The sequence below is a fragment of the Desulfovibrio sp. ZJ200 genome, from assembly GCF_011039095.1.
Lineage (GTDB): Bacteria > Desulfobacterota > Desulfovibrionia > Desulfovibrionales > Desulfovibrionaceae > Desulfovibrio.
Genome location: NZ_JAAKEH010000004.1, coordinates 77,074 through 96,911, shown reverse-complemented (window position 1 = coordinate 96,911; position 19,838 = coordinate 77,074). Strand labels below are relative to the sequence as shown.

The window sequence follows — 19,838 nt, the reverse complement described above, 5'->3', positions numbered from 1 at the left end:
TCAGGATGCGACGGCAGGCGCGCCAGCGCCCACCGCCTTGAATTTGTTTTTCGTAGCCCAGACGCAGTGAACTTGTCAAGACGCCAGCCCGGTAAATCATAAAAATTTTCGATCAAGGCGAAAAAAATGTCCTTTGCGCCGTTGAAAAGATGGCGTAGAGCGTTTAGCGCGGCCGGGCGCGCAGGGGATGACAAGGCGCGGCTGCCGCGATAAGCTGGGCAGATGCAAAACACATCAGCTCCAAAATCGCTGCCGGTCTGGTCCCTGAGCCTGGGCTGCCCCAAGAATCGCGTGGACAGCGAGCGCCTTCTGGGCTCTCTGGGCCTGCCTGTCAAAAGCGTTGCGCAGATGGGCCGCGCGCGTCTGGTTTTGATCAATACCTGCGGCTTTATCGAGCCGGCAGTGCGTGAATCGGTGCGGGCCGTGCTGGAGGCCATCAACCGTCTGGCCCGCTGCCGAAAAAAGCCGCTGCTGGCCGTGGCGGGCTGCATGGTGGGCCGCTACGGCGCGCAGACCCTGGCCCGGGAGTTGCCCGAGGTGGACCTCTGGCTGCCCACCGCGCGCCTGGAGGACTGGCCGCGCCTGCTGGCCCGCGCCCTGGCTCTGCCCGAGCCGCCGCGCGGCAGCTCCGGACGCCTGCTTTCCACCGGGCCATCCTATGCCTGGCTGAAGATCGGCGAAGGTTGCCGCCATGCCTGCGCGTTCTGCACCATTCCCTCCATCAGGGGCGCGCTCAAATCCGTGCGGGCCGAAAGCCTGCTGGCCGAGGCCCGGGATCTGCTGGCGCGGGGGGTGCGCGAGCTTGTTCTGGTGGCCCAGGACGTGACCTCCTGGGGCGCGGATTTCGGCCCGGAAGAGCCGGGGCGCGGCCTTGCGTCCTTGCTGGAGCGCCTGGCCGGGCTTGATGGCCTGGCCTGGCTGCGGCTGCTGTATTTGTATCCCAGCGGCGTCACGCCGGAACTTTTGCGCCTGATCAAGGCCTGCGGGCCGCCGCTCCTGCCGTATCTGGACATCCCCCTGCAACATGCCCACCCGGAAGTGCTCTCCCGCATGGGCCGCCCCTTTGCCAGTGATCCCCGGCGCGTGCTCGACACGGTGCGCGACATACTGCCGCACGCCGCGTTGCGCACCACCTTCATTGTGGGCTACCCGGGCGAAAGCGAGGCGCATTTTGAAAGCCTCTGCCGCTTTGTGGAAGAAGCCCGCTTTCAGCATCTGGGCGTTTTCGCCTACCAGGCCGAAGAAGGCACGCCTGCGGCGGCGCTGCCCGATCAGGTGCCGCCGGAGATCAAAGAGGCCCGCCGTGAAACACTCATGCAAATCCAGGCCGGGATCAGCGAGGCGTATCTGGCCGCCCGGCTGGGGCAACGCCTGCCGGTGCTGGTGGACGCGCCACACCCGGAGTGGCCGGGGCTGCACCAGGGGCGCGTCTGGTTTCAGGCTCCCGAAGTGGACGGGATCACCTACGTCAGCGGCCCCGGCGTAGCGCCCGGCGCGCTTCTTGAGTGCGATATTGTGGAAAATACGGAATACGATCTCACGGCCCTGGCCTGAATGCCACCTGTGACTTTCATAAAAAGTCAAAGGTAATCTGCTCTAAGACGCAAAAAATATCCCCGAAGGGCAAGGCCCTCCGGGGATATCCGGTTTCTCGCGTGCCGCGCACGCCCTCAGCCGAGTTAGCCGCCGATGAGCTGCATGGCCATCTTGGGCATGCTGTTGGCCTGCGAAAGCATGGCCACGGCCGACTGGGTGAGGATCTGGTTGCGGACGAACTGGGTCATTTCCGTGGCCACGTCCACATCGGAAATGCGCGATTCCGCCGATTGCAGGTTTTCGGCTTGGGTGGTGAGGTTGGAGATGGTGTTTTCCAGACGGTTCTGCAGCGCGCCCAGATGCGCGCGGATCTTGTCCTTGGAGACCACGGCGTTGGTCAGGCCCACCAGGGCCTTCTGAGCGGCCTCCTGCGTGGAGACCGTGCGCGCCATGGAGGTGGCTGCGGCCTGATTGCCCACGCCCAGGGCCGAGGCCGTGCTCGTGCCGATCTGGATGTAGTAATAGTCTTCCGCCGAGTCGTTGGCCGTGCCGAAGTGGATCTTCATCTTGCCGGTGGCCGTCATGCCGGCGCCGTTGTGCGTGCTGCTGGAGAGATTCCCGTCCAAAAGATGAATGCCGTTGAAATCCGTGGCATTGGCGATTCGGGTGATTTCCGAGGCCATGGCCTGATATTCGGATTCAATCATCAGACGCTGGGTGGAATCATAAGTGCCGGTGGCCGCCTGTTCGGCCAGTTCCTTCATGCGGGTCAGCTTTTCGTCGATGATGCCCAGGGCGCCGTCGGCGGTCTGAATGAGGGAAATGGCGTCATTGGCGTTGCGCACGCCCTGCTGCAAGGCCGCAATATCCGTGCGCATCAGCTCGCGGATGGCCAGGCCCGCGGCGTCGTCGGCCGCGGAGTTGACCCGCAGGCCCGTGGACAGACGCTCGGTCGAGGTTTGCAGATTGCCGTAGTGGCTCGTCAGAGTGTTGGCGACGTTGGTGGCCATTTGGTTGTGATTGATATACATGACATTCCTCCATGAATGTGCTGTGTGCCCGGCGGTGCACTTTGCACGCCCGCGTCCTTGCGGACTGCCGCCGCACAATGCCTGCGCATGCAGGGTTGATGGTGACGTTCCCGATGCGCTTGCCTGCCTTTTCGGCGTGAGAACCGAAAGCACCAGGCCCGCGCAGCCCCTGCCGACAAGGGCTGACCCCTTGTTCGCCCTGACTCGTGGCGTCAGGGGAGGCAAAAAATGCCTGAAAAAACCTGCACTCCTGCTAAAGCAGGATCTATGCCAAAAAGGGGCCATACTCTGAGCAGCGCATGCCCGCCTTTTCCCGCAACATACGGCGGGGCAGCGCCGTCAAAAAGAAGACGGCCCTTGCACAAACAAACACGCGGGTGCGGTGGCGCGCAGGAGCGAAAACTTTTCCACAGGCTATTGACGTAAATAAGAGGATGCTTATTAATAGGATAAGATGTTTTTCACAGGAGGTCAGTTATGAATAATCTTCGTTTGCTTCCCCGTCGCTGGTCTGGGCCGCGTGGGGCCGCACCACGTCAGGACGACCTGCCCGTGACGCCCGGACGTGATGATTGGGATGGATTCTTTCAGAGCATGCTCAACGGCATGATTACGCCGTGGGAAGCCATGAACGATTTTTTGCCTTTTTGGCGACGGCAGAAAATTCAAGCCGATATTTTGCCCAGTCTGGATCTGACCAGCGATGAGAAAGCCTATGCGCTGAGCATGGAACTGCCCGGCGTGGAACCTGAAAATGTCAAGGTGGAAGTGCGCGACAACACCCTGGTCATTGCCGGCGAGAAAAAGCAGGAAAGCAGCGGGGATCAGAAAAACCAGCATGTGCTGGAACGCGCTTACGGTTCCTTCCAGCGGGTGCTGGCCCTGCCGGAGGACGCCGACACGGACGCCATCACCGCAAGCTGCAAGAACGGCGTGCTGCATATTGCCATTCCGCGCAAGGCGACCTCTGAAACGCAGACGAAATCCATAGAAATTGTGAAGGAATAAATCCTCCTCCACACGGGCCAGCGCTCCGGCCCGCGAGCCCCCGCCGTTCTGGCGGGGGCTTTTTGTTCATATCAGGCAATGCATGTTGCCGGGCCCGCGGCACTCCCCTGCCGCGGGCTCGATCAGGGGTTGTCTCCCTCCGCCACGAAGTTTTCCCAGAGCATTTTCTCTTTGAAAATGCTCTGCTGACGCGAAAGCGGCAGCCGCCGCAACGCGGCGTACATTCAGGCGAAAACCGCGTTTTTCGCCTGAATGCCACCTTTGACTTTCATAAAAAGTCAAAGGTAATCTGCTCTAGCTGATCAGCGACAAGGCCAGCTTGGGCATGTTGTTGGCCTGCGAAAGCATGGCCACGGCCGATTGGGTAAGAATCTGGTTGTGTACGAACTGCGTCATTTCCGTGGCCACGTCCACGTCTGAGATGCGCGATTCCGCCGATTGCAGATTCTCGGCCTGGGTGGTCAGGTTGGAAATGGTGTTCTCAAGACGGTGCTGCAAGGCGCCGAGATTGGCGCGGATCTTGTCCTTGGAGACCACGGCGTTGGTCAGGCCCACCAGGGCTTTCTGAGCGGCCTGTTGGGTGGAGACCGTGCGCGCCATGGAGGTGGCTGCGGCCTGATTGCCCACGCCAAGAGCCGAGGCCGTGCTCGTGCCGATCTGGATGTAGTAATAGTCTTCCGCCGAGTCGTTGGCCGTGCCGAAATGCACCTTCAGCTTGCCGGTGGACGTTATGCCGGAGCCGTTGTGCGTGTTGCTGGAGAGATTCCCGTCCAAAAGATGAATGCCGTTGAAATCCGTGGCATTGGCGATTCGGGTGATTTCCGAGGCCATGGCCTGATATTCGGATTCAATCATCAGACGCTGGGTGGAATCATAGGTGCCGGTGGCCGCCTGTTCGGCCAGTTCCTTCATGCGGGTCAGCTTTTCGTCGATGATGCCCAGGGCGCCGTCGGCGGTCTGAATGAGGGAAATGGCGTCATTGGCGTTGCGCACGCCCTGCTGCAAGGCCGCGATGTCCGTGCGCATCAGCTCGCGGATGGCCAGGCCCGCGGCGTCGTCGGCAGCGGAATTGATCCGCAGGCCTGTGGACAGGCGGGTGGTTGAGGTTTGCAAATTGCCGTAGTGGGATGTGAGAGTGTTGCCCACGTTCTGGGCCATCTGATTGTGATTGATATACATACATTCCTCCATGAATGTTGTATGTCGCGGGCGGCGCCCGATGCCGACGCGTCCTTGCGTCCTGCCGCCTCTGCTATGCAGTATCGGTTGACAGGGGCGAACTCTTAGGGCTGTGCGGAAAATTTTTCCGGGTTATAACTATTTTTATTTATGTATCTTTTGTAAAAATAAGGGGAAAAATCAGGCCGCGTGCGCGGCATGCGGCAAATTTTGCCGCCACACAGGCCGCCGGAGCGGGGGAAACAAACGAGCCCGCGTCATGGCACGCGGGCTCGAAAGCGTTGGGATCGTCAGGCAGGCAAAGGTCAGAAAGCGGGCGCATTGCCCTGCTGCGGCGGAAGGGGCTTTAGCAGTCCCTGCCCACCATGCGCAACAGCCGCAGGAGCTGATTGGTGAAGCCCGCTTCATTGTCATACCAGAGCAGCAGTTTGACCATGGTTTTATCCATCACCTGCGTGGACAGGGCATCCACGACCCCGCCGCAGGTACTGCCCCTGTAGTCGATGGAAACCAGCGGCTCTTCGGAAAAGCCCATATTCTCCTTCAGGGGGCCCTGGCTTGCCGCCTGAAGGGCCGCGTTGACCGCGGCTGCGTCACAGGGCTGTTCCACCTCGCAGGTCAGATCCACGAGAGAGCAGTCAAAGGTCGGCACGCGCACGGACATGCCGTTCATTTTGCCTGCAAGCTCGGGTATGACCACGCCCACGGCCTTGGCCGCGCCCGTGCTGGAGGGAACCATGGAAACCGCGGCGGCCCGACCGCGCCGCCAGTCCTTGTGCGAACCGTCCAGAATGCGCTGGCTCATGGTATAGGAATGGATGGTGGTCATCAGGCCGTGACGGATGCGGAAGTTTTCGTGCAGCACCTTGGCCGCGGGAGCCAGACAGTTGGTGGTGCAGGAGGCCGCGGAAATAACCGCGTCTTTTGCCGGATCATAGACATCCTGGTTCACGCCCATGACGATCATGGCGTCCGCGTCCTTGGCCGGAGCGGAAATCACCACTTTTTCAGCCCCGCAGGCCAGATGTTGGGCAAGCCCGGCCCGGTCCTTGATGGTCCCTGTGGTTTCCACGGCCAGGCTCACGCCGAGGCGTTGCCATTCCCATTCTCCGGCCTTGTGGCGGGTAACCGCGATGTGACGGCCGTTGACGATGATGCCGTCCGCGTCATGGCTTACCTCGCCGGGAAATATGCCGTATGTTGAATCGTATTTGAAAAGATAGGCCAGGGCCGCGTTATCCGCGCGGGCGTTGATGGCCGCGACCCGAAGATCCCGGTCGTCGGCCAGCAGGCGCAGCAGGTAGCGGCCAATGCGGCCGAAGCCGTTCATTCCCAGTTGTACGGGCATCTTTGCGCTCCTTGGTAAAGGGGATGAGCAGTCCGGAGAAGAAAGGCATCGGCGGATATTCGGAACCGGCAGAAATCCCCGAGCCGTGTCTCCGACCGGCCTGCAGGAAGCAGCGAGCACGAGGCCGCAAGGATTCCGGCCTGTTGCGCGCACGTCGGAATGCTCACGGCAGTGTTCCTATGGACGATTCCACTCAGGCTTTGCCGGACGAGCCCATTACGTCGCGGATTTTATGCGCCACCATGTTTCTGACCGCTTCACGGGCCGGAGTCAGATAGGATCTGGGATCGAACTGCTCCGGGTGCTCGGCAAGGTACTGGCGGATGGAGGCAGTGAGGGCCAGCCGGATGTCCGTGTCCACATTGATTTTGCAGACCCCCATGCCCGCGGCTTTGCGCAGCATGTCCTCGGGCACGCCTCTGGCGCCGCCCACCTGGCCGCCGTAGTTGTTGCAGAGCTCCACGAACTCCTGCGGCACGCTGGAAGCGCCGTGCAGCACCAGGGGGTAACCGGGCAGCCTGGCGCTGATCGCCTCCAGCCGGGCAAAGTCGAGTCTGGCCTCTCCCTTGAATTTATAGGCTCCGTGGCTGGTGCCGATGGCCACGGCCAGGGAGTCGCACTGCGTGCGGCGCACAAAATCCACAGCCTGATCAGGATCGGTATAGACATGCTCCGCGGAGCTGACATGCCCTTCCACGCCGGCCAGCTTGCCCAGCTCGGCCTCCACCCAGACATTTCTGGGATGGGCGTAGTCCACAACCTGCCTGGTCAGCGCGATATTTTCCTCATAAGGCAGGTGGGAGCCGTCGATCATCACCGAGGTGAAGCCGCCGTCTATGCAGTCGCGGCACATCTCAAAGCTCGGGCCGTGATCCAGATGCACCACCACGGGCACGGACGGATCTTCGATCAGCGCGGCTTCCACCAGCTTCATGATGTAGGTCTGACCGGCATATTTGCGCGCTCCGGCCGAAACCTGAAGAATGACCGGCGATTTCTCATCCGAGGCGGCGCGCATGATGCCCTGGACGATTTCCATATTGTTGACGTTGAACGCGCCCACGGCGTAACGCCCGGCATACGCGGCGGCGAACATTTCTTTGGGACCCATGAGAGGCATGGTTTCCTCCTGCGTATTGGTGAGAGCCGGGCTTTTCAATGCCTGCGGCCCGTAAAAGTCTCTAAAAGTCTCTGGCTCACCATACCGAAAAAAAACGCGAAGGGAAATGCTTTCCGGCGGGCGGCGTCAGCATGCGCGCGCGGCGCAGAGCGGCGGGAAAGGCGGCCCTCATTCCAGCCCCATGCCATCCAGCGCGGCGAGGCCTTTGTGGTCGGTAAACTCAAAGCAGAGCGGCGTCAGAGTGATATAGCCCCGGTTGAGCAGGTCCTTATCTGATCCGGGATCGATGGTGTGGGCCGGTATTTCGCCTTCCAGCCACCAATAGGCGGCGCCGCGCGGGTCATGGCGCTCACAATAGACATTTTTCCAGACTGCGCTGGTCTGCGGGCAGAATCTGAGGCCTTTGGCCTGTTCCAGCGGGCCTGCCGGGTAGTTGAGATTAAGCACCCTGCGCCGCGCCAGCCTGCTCCAGTCTATGCGCTCGGCCAGAGCCACGGCATGCCGGGCCTGGGGGAGCAGATCCGTTGTGCCCTTGTGATCGTCATGGGAAACCGCAAGGCTCGGCAGTTCTTCGTGCGCAGCCTCGGTAGCCGCGCCTACGGTGCCGGAATAAAGAATGTCCGGCCCCACGTTGGGCCCGGCATTGATCCCGGAAATGACCATGTCCGGCCGTTGGGGAAGCAGGCAGGCCAGGGCCAGCTTGACGCAGTCCGTGGGAGTGCCGTAAATGCCCAGGCCTGTAAAGCCCGGCTCCACGATTTCCGTGCCCCGAACCGGCTCAAAGACTGTGAGCGAATGCCCCACGCCGGATTGCTGGCGCATGGGGGCCACCACATGCACCGTGTGCCCGGCTTCCAGCAGGGCCGCGTACAGGGCCCGCAGGCCCAGGGCCCGGATGCCGTCGTCATTGGTCAGAAGGACGTCCATTTGACAATACCTCGGAAAGAAGGGAATCTGTAATGACGTGAGGCCCGCGCCGCGCATCAGCCGCGCGGCGCACCGACTACATTTCTATCCGGCGTCCACGGGCTTCGCCCGTGCCTTGGCCGTGAAGCGGATACACTATATGGAAAAAGGCTGCTACGTCAAAGATATCAGTCCGGGCACCGAAGTGCGGGGCCTGTTTGTGGTCAGCCAGGCGGGCCAGGGCCAGTCGCGCAACGGCCCGTACTGGCGGCTGACCCTGGCCGACGCCAGCGGCAGCCTGGAGGCCAAGATCTGGCACCCGCTCAGCGCCGAATTCAGCGAAATTCCCGCGGGCTCTCTGGTCTGGGCCGAGGGGCGCGCCGCTTTGTACCGGGATCAGATCCAGCTCACTCTGGAACAACTGCGCCTGCTGACGCCCGAGGAAAGCGCGGCCGCGGATCAGGCCGAGCTGATGCCCTCCAGCCCCTACCCCCTTGATGCAATGCTGGAGGAACTGCTTGCGCTGATCAAGGAGGAATTCCGCTATGCGCCCTGGCGCAAGCTGGCGCTTTCGGTTTTCAACAATCAGGAGCTGCGCGCGGCCTTCCGGGTCTGCCCTGCGGCCAAAGGCGTGCATCATGCCTATGTGGGCGGCCTGCTGGAACATACGCTGAGCGTGTTCAAGCTCTGCCGCCGCATCGCGGATCACTATCCCGAGCTGGATCGCCAGACCCTGCTGGCAGGGGCGCTCTTTCACGATTTCGGCAAAATCCGCGAGTTTTCAGGGGGCATTGCCAATGACTACACGGATGAGGGCCGTCTGCTGGGGCATCTGGAGCTGGCCATTGAAATGCTCGCCCCGCATCTGGCCAAATCCGGCCTGGAAGAACCTTTGCAACGGCATTTGAAGCATCTTATTCTCAGCCATCACGGCGAATTGCAGTTCGGCGCGGTGCGGGTTCCGCACACGCCCGAGGCTCTGGCCCTGCACTATGCCGACAATCTGGACGCCAAAATGGCCCAGTGCCGGAGCCTGTTCGAGCAATTGGGCGATGCGGGCCAGGACTGGACGCCCTGGCAGGCGACGCTGGGCAGGCCCCTGCACCGGGCCGCGCGCACGCCGGAAACGACCGCCCCCGCAAGCCGAAAAAAAGCGGTGAGGGAAGAATGTTTATCTCTTTTGAAGGTATAGAAGGCTCCGGCAAGTCCACGGCCCAGCGCCTCCTGGGCGAGCATTTGCAAGGACGGGGGCATGATCCTCTGCTCACCCGCGAACCCGGCGGCTGCGCCCTGGGCCGCAGCCTGCGCCCCATTCTGCTGGACGCCCGCACGCGCGGCCTTTCCAGCCGCGCCGAGCTGTATCTTTTTCTGGCCGACCGGGCGCAGCATGTGGCTGAGGTCATCCGCCCGGCCCTGGAGGCCGGGCACATCGTGCTCTGCGATCGCTATACGGATTCCACACTGGCCTACCAGGGCTATGGCCGGGGCCTGGACCCGGAACATCTGCGCCGCATCAATGACATGGCCACCGGCGGCCTGCTCCCGGATGTGACCTTCTTGCTGGATCTGCCCGTGCACTGCGGCCTGGAGCGGGCGGGCCTGCGCAACCGCGAGGAAGGCACCGTGCTTTCGGAGGGTCGCTTTGACGCCGAAAGCCTGGAATTTCACGAGCGCGTGCGCCGGGGATACCGCGCGCTGGCCCTGGAGGAGCCGGAACGTTTCGTCATCATTGACGCGGCCCAGCCGCCGGAAGACGTGATGCTGCAATGTCTTTCGGCAGTGGAAGCCGCGTTGCGGCAGCGGGGCAGGGGACTGGACTGAATGATCGGCGGGAGCACAACATGAACGAGTTCTATACAATTGTTGCGGAAGGCGCGGATCTGCATTTTGTGCCGCGCGAGGATCAAAAGCTGGAGAACCTCCTGACGCGCGGGGAAGATCTGGAAGGCTATGAGTTTTTCAGCCGTCTGGGAGATCCCGATCTCATGCACTGCGCGGTTTTCCGCAAAAGCGGCAGAGCCGGCGGCTTTTTCACGGTATATGACAAAACGACCGTGCTCTTTGTGGCTGTGGCGGAAACCAACCTCTCTTTCGGCCTGGGCCTGGGGTATTTCGGCCGCCTGGTTTCTTATGCCCGCTATGGGGCTGATGTTTTTGAAAATACGGATACTTTCGATGCCTGAGCCGCTATGTGCCGCCAACCGGCTGGGGGTGGTCTTTTTCCCGGCCTTTGACTGGGCCATTTCCGCCACGCACCCGGAACGCGAGGAGCGCCTGCTCTACACCCGCGATCAGTTGCAGGAGGAAGGGCTGTTTGATATTCCCGGCATCACCGAGTACCGCCCGGCCTTTGCCACGCACGCCCAACTGGCGCGCGCGCATTTCTGCCTGCCTTCAGTGGGCGCGGTGAGCACGGATTCGCATCTGGCCTCGGCCGGCGGGGCGATCAAAGCCGCGCGGCTGGTGCTGGAAAAGCGGGAAGACAAAGCCTTTGCCCTGGTGCGGCCGCCCGGTCATCATGCCATGCGCGTGGTCCACGGCAACCGCGGCTTCTGCAATATCAATAATGAGGCCGTGATGCTGGAGTACATCCGCGATCACTATCCGCATCCCGAGGGGCGGCCCCTGCGCATTGCCGTGGTGGATACGGACGTGCACCACGGCGACGGCAGTCAGGACGTGTTCTGGAACGATCCGCACACCCTGTTCATCTCTCTGCACCAGGACGGCCGCACGCTCTACCCCGGCACGGGCTTTCTGCGCGAATGCGGCGGCCCGGCGGCTCTGGGCAGAACCATCAACCTTCCCCTGCCGCCGGAAACTTCCGACCAGGGCTATCTGTACGCCGTGGAGCACGCCGTGCTGCCCATTCTGGCGGAGTTCAAGCCGGATCTGATCGTCAATTCAGCCGGGCAGGACAATCATTTTACGGATCCTCTGGCCAATATGCGCCTTTCCGCCCAGGGCTACGCGGCGCTGAACCGGGCGCTGAATCCGGACATCGCCGTGCTGGAAGGCGGCTACGCCATCCGCGGCGCCCTGCCCTACGTCAACCTGGGGATCTGTCTGGCTCTGGCCGGGCTGAGCGCCGAAGACATCCGCGAGCCGGGCTGGACCCCGGCCTCCACGCGGCAGCGGCCTGAAGTGGGCCGGCACATAGCCGAACTCTGCGATCAGGCCGTGGAGCTCTACCGGCATCCTCCGCGCCAACCCGCGGAAGGCCGGGAGGAAGACGGCTGGTGGGTGCGGCGCAAACATATCTTTTACGATACGGACATGCTGCGCGAAAGTCAGAACGAGGCCTGGCGGCTCTGCGCGGATTGTTCCGGCCTGGGCCGCATTGAGACCGTCTCCGAGCGCGTGGCGCGCTCCCTCTGCGTGCTGGTTCCCCGCCACGCCTGCCCGCGCTGCCGGGCCGAGGGCGTGGCCCTGGCTGAACAGGCCCGCAAAAGCGGCCGCTACGCGCATGTGCTGACGCTGGACGGCGACAAGGCCGACGCCGCGTCGTGATAGAGCGTTTTGCCAATAAAATTAGCTAACGCCCTGGCGACAGCCTTAGAGCATTTTCAAAGAGAAAATGCTCTAAGGCCGCTCCGGGCCAAAGAAGCGTATTTTGGGCTTTGCTGCCCATATCATCGGAGAAAGAAGGAGCATATATGGCCAGAATCCTGATCATCGGCGCGGGCGGCGTGGGCAGCGTGGTGGCGCACAAATGCGCCCAGACCGCCAGAGAGACCGGCGTTTTCGAGCACATTACCCTTGCCAGCCGCACGCTGGCCCGCTGCACGGATATTGCCCGCAGCGTCAAGACCCGCATGGGCGTGGATATTGCCACGGCCCAGGTGGATGCGGACAACGTGCCCGAGCTCTGCACGCTGATCCGCGCGGTCCAGCCGGATCTGGTCTGCAATGTGGCCTTGCCCTACCAGGATCTGCATATTATGGACGCCTGCCTGGAATGCCGGGTGCACTATGTGGATACGGCCAATTATGAGCCTTTGGACACAGCCAGGTTCGAGTATAAATGGCAGTGGGCCTATGCCGACCGCTTTCGCGAGGCCGGGCTCACGGCGTTGCTCGGATCGGGCTTTGATCCCGGGGTGACCAATGTTTTCGCGGCCTGGGCCCTGAAGCATGAGCTTGACGAAGTGCATGTGCTGGACATCATCGACTGCAATGCCGGGGATCACGGCAAGCCTTTTGCCACCAATTTCAACCCGGAAATCAACATCCGCGAGGTCACGGCTCCGGGGCGCTACTGGGAGCACGGCGAATGGGTGGAAACCGACCCCCTGTCCTGGTCCATGACCTATGCCTTCCCGGAGGGCATCGGCCCCAGGAAGTGCTACCTCATGTATCATGAGGAGCTGGAATCCCTGGTCAACAATCTCAAGGGCCTGCGCCGGGCGCGTTTCTGGATGACATTTTCCGATACGTATCTGAATCATCTCAAGGTGCTCGGCAATGTGGGCATGACCCGCATCGATCCCGTGCGCTTCCAGGGCCGGGATATTGTGCCCATTCAGTTTTTGTCGGCCCTGTTGCCTGATCCGGCCTCCCTCGGGCCGCTGACCAGGGGCAAGACCTGCATCGGCGATCTTTTGCGCGGGCTGAAGGACGGCAGGGAAAAAACCGTCTATATCTACAATGTCTGCGATCATCAGGCCGCCTATGCCGAAGTGGGCTCCCAGGCCATTTCCTACACGACGGGCGTGCCCGCCATGATTGGCTCCAGGCTCATTGCCCAGGGCCTGTGGCGCAGGCCCGGCGTGTGGAACATGGAGCAATTTGATCCGGACCCCTTTATGGCGGATCTGAATGTGTACGGTCTGCCCTGGCAGTGCGTGGAAGTGAAGTAGAACCAGGCGGCTGCGCCGCTTTTCCGTGCCGGACACTCAAGGAACACCAATGGACTGCCTGGACTTCCTTTTCTCAGAGCAAAACAACGTGCCTTCGCCCTGCTTTGTGCTGGACGCGGCGCGGCTTGCGGCCAATGCCGCCATTCTTGACGAGGTGCAGCGCCGCACGGGCGCGAAGATTCTGCTGGCCCTCAAGGGCTACGCGGCCTGGGCCACCTTTCCGCTGTTGTCGCGTTTCACGGGCCACGGGCCGCTCTGGGGCACATGCGCCAGTTCCGTGGACGAGGCGCGCCTGGGGCGCGAGCAATTCGGCGGTCAGGTGCATGCCTTTGCCGCGGCCTGGAGCGCGGAGGAAGTGGCCGAGCTGCTCGATCTGGCGGATCACATCGTCTTTAATTCCACGGCCCAGTGGCGGCAATTCCGGCCCGTCATCGAAGCCCGCAACCGCGCGCGCCGCGCGGGCCAGGCCATTGAATGCGGGCTGCGGATCAATCCCGAGCATTCCGAGGGCGCAACGCCCATCTATGATCCCTGCTCGCCGGGCTCGCGCCTGGGCATCCGGCAACGGGACTTTGAACCCGCGGCGCTGGAAGGCATTTCGGGCCTGCATTTTCATACGCTGTGCGAGCAGGGCGCGGACGCTCTGGCCCGCACCCTCGCCGCTGTGGAAGAAAAATTCGGGGCCTGGCTGCCCGCGTGCCGCTGGATCAATTTCGGCGGCGGCCACCATATCACCAGGCCGGGCTATGATCTGGATCTGCTCTGCCGTTGCCTGACGGACTGGCATGAGCGGTATCAGGCGCAAATTTATCTGGAACCCGGCGAGGCAGTGGCCCTCAATGCCGGATGGCTGACGGCCACGGTGCTGGACGTGATCCGCGCGGATATGCCCGTGGCGATTCTGGATGCCTCGGCGGCCTGCCACATGCCGGATGTGCTTGAAATGCCCTACCGGCCCGAGGTTTATTATGCCCTGCGCGGCAGGGCCGCTCGCGCCGGAGCGGCCGGGGAGCAGGCCTGGTCCTGCCGCCTGGCGGGCAAATCCTGTCTGGCCGGGGACGTGATCGGGGAATACAGTTTCGCGGGGCCCCTGCGGGTGGGCCAGAGACTGGTTTTCGGGGACATGGCCATTTACAGCATGGTCAAAACCACGACCTTCAACGGCCTGCGCCTGCCGTCCATCGGCATTTGCGAGCCGGACGGGCATGCCCCGGACGGGAAAAAGCGTTTTTCTCTGCTGCGCTCTTTCACTTATGAGGATTTCAAGAACAGGCTGTCCTGATCCGCAGGCCCAAAAGCCGCGACCCATCCGGATACGTTGTGCGGCAGAAACAGCTGGCGTTTGTTTTTCAGAGCAGGTTCACGTTGAATTTGTCCTGCTGACGCCAATGCGGCAGGCCCTTCAGGGGCTGTGCCGCCTTACGGATCAGGAAACCGGCGCGCCCGCGGCATGGCCTGCCCGGGGCAGAAGCGTGTTGTGCTGTTCAAGAGCCTGGCCGGGCAGAGGCGGGGCAGGGCTTTCCGGCTGCCAGGGCCTGCTGCTCCTGGCCAGGGGCACAGGGCCGGAGCCCGCGGGCCAACTGCGGGGCGGGGGCATCTCCACGCTTTGCTTCACGGCCTCCATTTCATGCCGGTCAACAAGGGGCATCTGGCCCGGCGTCTCGCGCAGCGAACGGCGCGTCATGAGCAGTCCGGGTTCAGGGTCCGGCACGCCTTCAAGATATTCGCTCACCGTCACAAAACGCTGGCAGCCGCCGGTGCGCAGCTCTCTGATGATCCGGGGCAGATCCTCCACCGTGCTCTTGTACGTGTCGTGAAACAGAAAGATGCCGCGCAACATGCCGGGGGGGTAGGCATAGCCGCGGGTGTTGTGCAACCTGGCGTAATCCGCGGGCAAGTGCTGCCAGTCGCGGCTGTCCACGGACCACAGCACCACCGAAAGCCCCAGGGCCTCGGCGGCCTCAACCGTATGGGTATCAAATGCGCCATACGGCGGCCGCAAAAAGAGCGGCGCGGCCCCAAGGGAGCGCAGAACAGCGTCAGTGCGGCGGATTTCGTCGATTTTGCGCTCCGGCGCGAGCAGGCGAAGATTGGGGTGCGAAAAGGAGTGATTACCCACCTCATGCCCTTCGGCCACAATCCGCCGCACAAGATCCGGGTGCAGTTCGGCCTGCTGGCCCAGCACAAAGAAGGTGGCCGGGATGCCGTACTGGTTGAGCAGATCCAACAGTTGCGGCGTATTGCGCGAAGGCCCGTCGTCAAAGGTGATGGCGCAGAGATTTTCATTCATGCGCTGATCCATGATGCTGCCGCCGTCCAGCACGCGGGCCGGCAGGATCTCGGCCGCCAGGACCAGCAAAGCGCAAAGCGCGGCGATGTTGAGCGTTTTCAGGGAAAATTTCATTATGCAATCCGTCATTGAAGTTCTGCAGAACAGGTAACACTCCCCATGGCGGCTCGCAAGGCGGCGTGCGCCAGTCATGCCGCAACGCAAAAAATTCGTTAGTAAAATTACTAAGTTAAAAATAATATTTGTAAAAATTTTTTTACCGGGCTGATTTCGCTTGACTCCGGCGGCGGTTTTACATAAAAGGTTGCTTCCGAGGGCAGTTAGCTCAGCTGGTAGAGCACCGCCTTCACACGGCGGGGGCCACAGGTTCAAGTCCTGTACTGCCCACCAACGGAGCGGTAGTTAAGACGGTTATAACGCCGGCCTGTCACGCCGGAGGCCGAGGGTTCGAGTCCCTTCCGCTCCGCCAAATTTGCGCCAGGGCCTGCCCTGGAAAGCCGGGAATCTTACAGTCGGTAAGATTCCCGGCTTTTTTGCATGGTTCCCTCCGCGTTGCGGGGAGGGCAAAAAAGCTTAGAGCTTTGCCCATAGCAGCAAAACTCCTTTGGATTTGCCAGAGCGTTTTGCTAATGAAATTAGCTAAACACTCTGGCAGGGCGACGCCATGCCCGCTAGACCTACCGTGCTGATTTTGAAAAGTGCGAAAAATTTTGGACGTTACCGTGTATCGGCAACCGAGCAAGAAAATGGATCAGATATTTTTTAAGGAACCGCTGATTTATTCTGCGAATAAATCAGTGCCTTTCCCAGAGAGGTTTTTTGCCTCTTTGGGAAAGGCACGCCAATTCGTTCCTTTAACGGGAAAAGTAAATTTTTCATCTTCACGACTTGCGGGCGGTCTTGCGAAACAAGACTACAGGAAACGCTTTAATCAGCGTTTTCTTAAATATTAGAGCATGTTCTCTTTGAAAATGCTCTGCTGACGCGAAAGCGGCAGCCGCCGCAACGTGGCGTACATTCAGGCGAAAACCGCGTTTTTCGCCTGAGTGCCACCTTTGACTTTCATAAAAAGTCAAAGGTAATCTATTCTAGGTAATATTGTACTTAAGCTTTTACTATTAAGCAATCTGCAATTGTAGAATATTGACGACCTTTAAAATTGAAATTAATTTTGTTATTAAGTAAATTATCTCTGTCAAATGTAGATAAATAGCTATCAATAGAATTTTTTAGTAAACCGAAATTCCTTTTTAATTTCCATGAATCGTTTTGATTTTGTGTGTCAATAAGAACCATAAACAATCTATTCTCAGAACCAAATCTTAGTTCGCCTTGGTTTTCGTATAACCACTTTATAAGATACATCTTATTTTGAACAATATTATTAATTATGTTATTATTTTCGTTGGTTAGCGTATTTAATGAATTAATTGCTCCTCGGTTGCCTGAATCTTTAATTTGTTCAATGATTTGATATTTAATCGTTTCTTGTGTCGCATTATTATCAAAATTAATATTGTATTGTCTCGCGATATGTTTAAGTTCTGTTATCTCAGATTTGAGATCATTATTTTTTCTTTGTTCATCGATTAATTTTTTAGGGAAATATGTTATTTTTAAATCTAATGGTATATTATCAATAAAAAAATCTACACTTTTAACTTTTCCTATTGCTGATATAACCATATTTGATTTTTTAAACAAATGCTCAGTCAAGATTGTAGTCCAGTTATTATACCAACTTGTTAGTGTATATCTTTTTGTATTATCATATATTTCATTATCTATTTTTTGTAAAATATCATCATACCTAAACGTTGATTTTATATATGAAACTATTTGCTTATCTAAAGAATTTGCAATATCTCCACCCCATTCAAAATGCTGAAGCTTGTATAACTCTGTAGATATTAAATCAAATTTATTTGAAATATCTTCAATTTCTTTTCTATTATAACTAGTTAAAAAATTATCAATCATTTCATTTGTAATAATACCATGAGAATATTTATCATATAACTCAATGAAAATATCATTTAATGAAGATGATGAAATTGTTAAACTATTTTTCGATATAAAATTATTTACAATATCCCTCCGTATAATAGATTTTATTTTTAACCAATATATGCCATCCATATATATTGTAAAATCTTCCAAATTTTGATCATTGAACAGCTTTGCCCATTCATGAAAAGTTTTCATACTATCTCCTATTTCTAAAAGCAAAAAAATAAAATTTCTCTGCTTCCTTTAACACTTCCCTTGCCACCAACACTATTTCTATATTCTTTTTCTTTTATTTCAACATTTTTATATAATTTTATTAAAGATAACAGTTCACTTTTACTAGGATAACTTCTATCATTATAGCTTATAAGCCAAAAAGGTATATTCCTTGCTTGAGAAAACAATTCTTCAAAATTTTTAATAATATCCTTTCTTTGATCAAACCCACTGTAATACTTTGGTGAATAGCGATTGACTGAATTAACAAACTGTTTATCTTTCCAATATTGAGTAAACGTTTCTAAAAGATGATAAAATGATTGATAATCCGCATGACTTCCACAATATGGCGGATCTAGATACAGCAAATCTACTTTATTTTTTAATTTTGATGTAATAGATATTGCATCTTCACAGTAACTTTTATTTTTTTTCTTATTATCAAATATACAGTTATTATAACCAGTTATTAAATCACAAAATATATCTTTTATAGGCCTTATTAAAGATCTATTTCTTTTTACCCTATCTTTGTTTAAAGCATATTCTATTGACTTTGTATGGGCAAAATGCCCCATTGTAACCTTTCTAGTTAGCGCTCTATTCATAATAGTCAATGCTATAGATTGCTTAATTTTGTCAAGAAACTCTATATTGCTTCTAAATGCATCTAAAAATAAACACTCTTCTTTTGAGAAAAAAATATCTTTAAATAAATTTCCCATAAGATTATAGTATTCTGGGTTGTTATTTTCGGAAAATAAAATTTTAATGTCATCTTGTAAAAGCTTTTCATTACCGTTTTCTATTAATGATTTTCCTATACAATAGTTGAATTTTAGAAAATCATTTGTATGTACCTCAAGATTTAATTGCTTAAAAAAATAAGATACTGATTGAGAACCAGAAAATGCATCTAAAACAGAGTAAATATTATTAGGAAGATATCTTCCAATCCAATCTAAATGATTGTATTTTGCGCCTAGATATTGAGGCTTAGGGAATTTATAATAAAAATTTGAATTCATGATTAGGTTATTAAACATAGTATACCTTTTAGGTTTCACAACTTAATGCATAATTTGCGATAGCAAAAAAGCTGTTCATAAATGGTTAGGTCGGTGCGGGAATACTTACATGAAATTGAGATTGGCGTATTCAGAAAATGGCACGGTTAGGCTAAAAAATCAAGAAATGCTCCAACGCTCGCACGAAATCAATTTTTTATCATAATTTGTTGAAATAATACAAAATGTTAAATCGATATAGGTTCAAAAAAATATCAGTTACTTCAATATCAAGGCGCAAGTCACGAAATCCGGCTGTCCCCTCTATGCGGTGGGCGTGCCGTGTACTTTGACGGCCCGCTGTTGGACAAGGCCAACAGCGGCAAGCTGTGCATGATGGCTCTGAATGTCATCTTTCCTTGAGAGTATTAACTAAATAATGTTTTAATGTCATCCAGAGTTCCATTCAGATGAAACCTGGCAAAAAGAGCCATCGTCAAGTCAACCATGCGCAGACTTCGTGAAACAACGACCGACTTTCGGCGGAATCTGGCAAAGCAGTGACGCTGGCGACAATTGTTCCTTTCTATGCGGACTGTGCCACTTTTCCCCTGAAGCAGATCGTTTTCGGCTATCTCCAGAGGATAAACCTTCCACTTGTCCGTACAGTAAAGCCAGACTTTCCACTTTTTCAATCGCTCCATCAATCTGTGGAGGGTAGCCTGATCACGCCCTCCACATTCCCAGTCGATGAGTTGACCGGTATCACGACAACAGGCTTTCCAGATCCAAAGTTTGTTTTTTTTGACTTTAGAAAATGCCACATTTCATCAAGTTCAATAATGATGGCCTCACCAGGCTCAGGCTTTTCATAAACACGTTCCGCAAAATTTCGTACCCAACGTAAAACAGCGGGGGGTGAAACATGAAAAATGCGGGCAATGGCAGACAGGGACAGACCCATGGTATACAGCGTGACGGCAAGGGCTTTTTCACTTGCCGGGCGGCCACGTGGAGTGGTGCGAGTAAATTGAAATCCACAATTCTTGCAGCGATACCGTTGTTTTCCCAGAATCTTTCCGCTTCGATATACCGTGCTGGCATGGCACTTGGGGCAGTCGGGCTTTGCTTCCATGGGCTCCTCCTTTTGGAGGGATATAACATATTTACATCATATTGTTAATACTCTCCTTTCCTTTTTAGGCCGCGCGCAAGGGCGTTTTCAAGGAGACGCCCTTGCAGTGTCCGGACGGTGCGGAACATGTTGCATTCATGCTTCCCGTCTGACCGCAAGGGGGGCGCATGGCTGTCAAAAATGCCGCAGC

General features: G+C 56.6%; 19 protein-coding genes and 2 tRNA genes. 12 read left to right on the top strand and 9 right to left on the bottom strand.

All coding sequences use genetic code 11. The annotated features are described in order from the left end of the window. Positions 1-222 precede the first annotated feature (222 nt). Entirely contained in the window at positions 223-1,554 is a 1,332-nt protein-coding gene (rimO, locus tag G7Y52_RS02410) for a 30S ribosomal protein S12 methylthiotransferase RimO (protein WP_165065482.1), read from the top strand. Between the two features lie 125 nt (positions 1,555-1,679). Here the strand turns inward: rimO and G7Y52_RS02405 are convergent, their stop codons facing one another. Continuing rightward, positions 1,680-2,567: a flagellin gene (locus tag G7Y52_RS02405; protein ID WP_165065479.1), complete on the bottom strand. Its 888-nt coding sequence runs from the start codon at positions 2,565-2,567 to the stop codon at positions 1,680-1,682. A 477-nt stretch (positions 2,568-3,044) separates the two neighbouring features. Between G7Y52_RS02405 and G7Y52_RS02400 the strand changes: the two genes are divergently transcribed. Together G7Y52_RS02400 and G7Y52_RS02395 are read left to right on the top strand one after the other, a co-directional pair. Further along, complete coding sequence (locus G7Y52_RS02400) at positions 3,045-3,575, top strand: Hsp20/alpha crystallin family protein (RefSeq protein ID WP_165065476.1); 531 nt, start codon at positions 3,045-3,047, stop codon at positions 3,573-3,575. Between the two features lie 62 nt (positions 3,576-3,637). After that, the gene (locus G7Y52_RS02395) at positions 3,638-3,877 is read left to right on the top strand and encodes a hypothetical protein (protein WP_165065473.1); all 240 of its coding nucleotides are present in this window, start codon (positions 3,638-3,640) and stop codon (positions 3,875-3,877) included. On the opposite strand, the gene G7Y52_RS02390 is transcribed toward G7Y52_RS02395, so the two are convergent. The 4 genes from G7Y52_RS02390 to surE all read right to left on the bottom strand — a co-directional run bounded on the left by G7Y52_RS02390 (position 3,870) and on the right by surE (position 8,149). Next, positions 3,870-4,754, bottom strand: a complete 885-nt coding sequence (locus G7Y52_RS02390; RefSeq protein WP_165065471.1) for a flagellin — start codon at positions 4,752-4,754, stop codon at positions 3,870-3,872. The genes G7Y52_RS02395 and G7Y52_RS02390 overlap by 8 nt on opposite strands. A 346-nt stretch (positions 4,755-5,100) precedes the next feature. Beyond that, on the bottom strand, positions 5,101-6,102 hold the full coding sequence (gap, locus tag G7Y52_RS02385; protein ID WP_165065468.1) for a type I glyceraldehyde-3-phosphate dehydrogenase: 1,002 nt from the start codon (positions 6,100-6,102) through the stop codon (positions 5,101-5,103). Between the two features lie 193 nt (positions 6,103-6,295). Further along, positions 6,296-7,222 carry a class II fructose-1,6-bisphosphate aldolase gene (gene fba / locus G7Y52_RS02380; protein ID WP_165065465.1) on the bottom strand — a complete coding sequence of 309 codons (927 nt, stop codon included), beginning with the start codon at positions 7,220-7,222 and terminating at the stop codon, positions 6,296-6,298. A 168-nt stretch (positions 7,223-7,390) separates the two neighbouring features. After that, positions 7,391-8,149 (bottom strand): 5'/3'-nucleotidase SurE, encoded by a 759-nt coding sequence (gene surE, locus G7Y52_RS02375; RefSeq protein ID WP_165065462.1) that lies wholly within the window; start codon positions 8,147-8,149, stop codon positions 7,391-7,393. A 139-nt stretch (positions 8,150-8,288) separates the two neighbouring features. On the opposite strand from surE, the gene G7Y52_RS02370 reads away from it, so the two are divergent. The 6 genes from G7Y52_RS02370 (at position 8,289) to nspC (ending at position 14,269) form a co-directional block, all read left to right on the top strand. Continuing rightward, the gene (locus G7Y52_RS02370; protein ID WP_165065459.1) at positions 8,289-9,320 is read left to right on the top strand and encodes an HD domain-containing protein; all 1,032 of its coding nucleotides are present in this window, start codon (positions 8,289-8,291) and stop codon (positions 9,318-9,320) included. Next, on the top strand, positions 9,296-9,949 hold the full coding sequence (tmk, locus tag G7Y52_RS02365) for a dTMP kinase (RefSeq protein ID WP_165065457.1): 654 nt from the start codon (positions 9,296-9,298) through the stop codon (positions 9,947-9,949). The genes G7Y52_RS02370 and tmk overlap by 25 nt, the downstream gene beginning before the upstream one ends. A gap of 20 nt (positions 9,950-9,969) precedes the next feature. Beyond that, positions 9,970-10,311 (top strand): hypothetical protein, encoded by a 342-nt coding sequence (locus G7Y52_RS02360; protein ID WP_165065454.1) that lies wholly within the window; start codon positions 9,970-9,972, stop codon positions 10,309-10,311. Continuing rightward, entirely contained in the window at positions 10,304-11,638 is a 1,335-nt protein-coding gene (locus G7Y52_RS02355; protein ID WP_165065451.1) for a histone deacetylase, read from the top strand. Before G7Y52_RS02360 ends, G7Y52_RS02355 begins: the two co-directional genes overlap by 8 nt. Positions 11,639-11,784: 146 nt before the next feature. Then, on the top strand, positions 11,785-12,987 hold the full coding sequence (locus G7Y52_RS02350; protein WP_165065448.1) for a saccharopine dehydrogenase family protein: 1,203 nt from the start codon (positions 11,785-11,787) through the stop codon (positions 12,985-12,987). Positions 12,988-13,036: 49 nt separating this feature from the next. Continuing rightward, positions 13,037-14,269 (top strand): carboxynorspermidine decarboxylase, encoded by a 1,233-nt coding sequence (gene nspC / locus G7Y52_RS02345; protein WP_165065445.1) that lies wholly within the window; start codon positions 13,037-13,039, stop codon positions 14,267-14,269. A 144-nt stretch (positions 14,270-14,413) separates the two neighbouring features. Here nspC and G7Y52_RS02340 read toward each other — a convergent pair whose 3' ends face one another. Further along, positions 14,414-15,391: a polysaccharide deacetylase family protein gene (locus G7Y52_RS02340; RefSeq protein ID WP_165065442.1), complete on the bottom strand. Its 978-nt coding sequence runs from the start codon at positions 15,389-15,391 to the stop codon at positions 14,414-14,416. Positions 15,392-15,591: 200 nt separating this feature from the next. On the opposite strand from G7Y52_RS02340, the gene G7Y52_RS02335 reads away from it, so the two are divergent. From G7Y52_RS02335 to G7Y52_RS14840, 3 genes are all read left to right on the top strand, one after another. Further along, positions 15,592-15,667: transfer RNA gene (locus tag G7Y52_RS02335), tRNA-Val, on the top strand. Between the two features lie 2 nt (positions 15,668-15,669). Beyond that, positions 15,670-15,746: transfer RNA gene (locus G7Y52_RS02330), tRNA-Asp, on the top strand. A gap of 241 nt (positions 15,747-15,987) precedes the next feature. Next, the gene (locus G7Y52_RS14840) at positions 15,988-16,230 is read left to right on the top strand and encodes a hypothetical protein (protein WP_206215171.1); all 243 of its coding nucleotides are present in this window, start codon (positions 15,988-15,990) and stop codon (positions 16,228-16,230) included. Positions 16,231-16,381: 151 nt separating this feature from the next. On the opposite strand, the gene G7Y52_RS02320 is transcribed toward G7Y52_RS14840, so the two are convergent. The 3 genes from G7Y52_RS02320 to G7Y52_RS02305 all read right to left on the bottom strand — a co-directional run bounded on the left by G7Y52_RS02320 (position 16,382) and on the right by G7Y52_RS02305 (position 19,648). Further along, on the bottom strand, positions 16,382-17,482 hold the full coding sequence (locus tag G7Y52_RS02320) for a hypothetical protein (RefSeq protein WP_165065437.1): 1,101 nt from the start codon (positions 17,480-17,482) through the stop codon (positions 16,382-16,384). 14 nt (positions 17,483-17,496) lie between these two features. Continuing rightward, complete coding sequence (locus G7Y52_RS02315; RefSeq protein ID WP_165065434.1) at positions 17,497-18,552, bottom strand: DNA adenine methylase; 1,056 nt, start codon at positions 18,550-18,552, stop codon at positions 17,497-17,499. A gap of 389 nt (positions 18,553-18,941) precedes the next feature. Continuing rightward, a protein-coding gene (locus tag G7Y52_RS02305; protein WP_165065429.1) for an IS1 family transposase occupies positions 18,942-19,648 on the bottom strand; the annotation gives its coding sequence in 2 pieces (ribosomal slippage) (positions 18,942-19,321 and positions 19,321-19,648; 708 coding nt in all). Positions 19,649-19,838 lie beyond the last annotated feature (190 nt).

Coding starts and splice junctions, on each gene's coding strand:
- rimO (WP_165065482.1), top strand. CDS start 223: ATGCAAAACACATCAGCTCCAAAATCGCTGCCGGTCTGGTCCCTGAGC.
- G7Y52_RS02405 (WP_165065479.1), bottom strand. CDS start 2,567: ATGTATATCAATCACAACCAAATGGCCACCAACGTCGCCAACACTCTG.
- G7Y52_RS02400 (WP_165065476.1), top strand. CDS start 3,045: ATGAATAATCTTCGTTTGCTTCCCCGTCGCTGGTCTGGGCCGCGTGGG.
- G7Y52_RS02390 (WP_165065471.1), bottom strand. CDS start 4,754: ATGTATATCAATCACAATCAGATGGCCCAGAACGTGGGCAACACTCTC.
- gap (WP_165065468.1), bottom strand. CDS start 6,102: ATGCCCGTACAACTGGGAATGAACGGCTTCGGCCGCATTGGCCGCTAC.
- fba (WP_165065465.1), bottom strand. CDS start 7,222: ATGCCTCTCATGGGTCCCAAAGAAATGTTCGCCGCCGCGTATGCCGGG.
- surE (WP_165065462.1), bottom strand. CDS start 8,149: ATGGACGTCCTTCTGACCAATGACGACGGCATCCGGGCCCTGGGCCTG.
- G7Y52_RS02370 (WP_165065459.1), top strand. CDS start 8,289: ATGGAAAAAGGCTGCTACGTCAAAGATATCAGTCCGGGCACCGAAGTG.
- tmk (WP_165065457.1), top strand. CDS start 9,296: ATGTTTATCTCTTTTGAAGGTATAGAAGGCTCCGGCAAGTCCACGGCC.
- G7Y52_RS02360 (WP_165065454.1), top strand. CDS start 9,970: ATGAACGAGTTCTATACAATTGTTGCGGAAGGCGCGGATCTGCATTTT.
- G7Y52_RS02355 (WP_165065451.1), top strand. CDS start 10,304: ATGCCTGAGCCGCTATGTGCCGCCAACCGGCTGGGGGTGGTCTTTTTC.
- G7Y52_RS02350 (WP_165065448.1), top strand. CDS start 11,785: ATGGCCAGAATCCTGATCATCGGCGCGGGCGGCGTGGGCAGCGTGGTG.
- nspC (WP_165065445.1), top strand. CDS start 13,037: ATGGACTGCCTGGACTTCCTTTTCTCAGAGCAAAACAACGTGCCTTCG.
- G7Y52_RS02340 (WP_165065442.1), bottom strand. CDS start 15,391: ATGAAATTTTCCCTGAAAACGCTCAACATCGCCGCGCTTTGCGCTTTG.
- G7Y52_RS02320 (WP_165065437.1), bottom strand. CDS start 17,482: ATGAAAACTTTTCATGAATGGGCAAAGCTGTTCAATGATCAAAATTTG.
- G7Y52_RS02315 (WP_165065434.1), bottom strand. CDS start 18,552: ATGTTTAATAACCTAATCATGAATTCAAATTTTTATTATAAATTCCCT.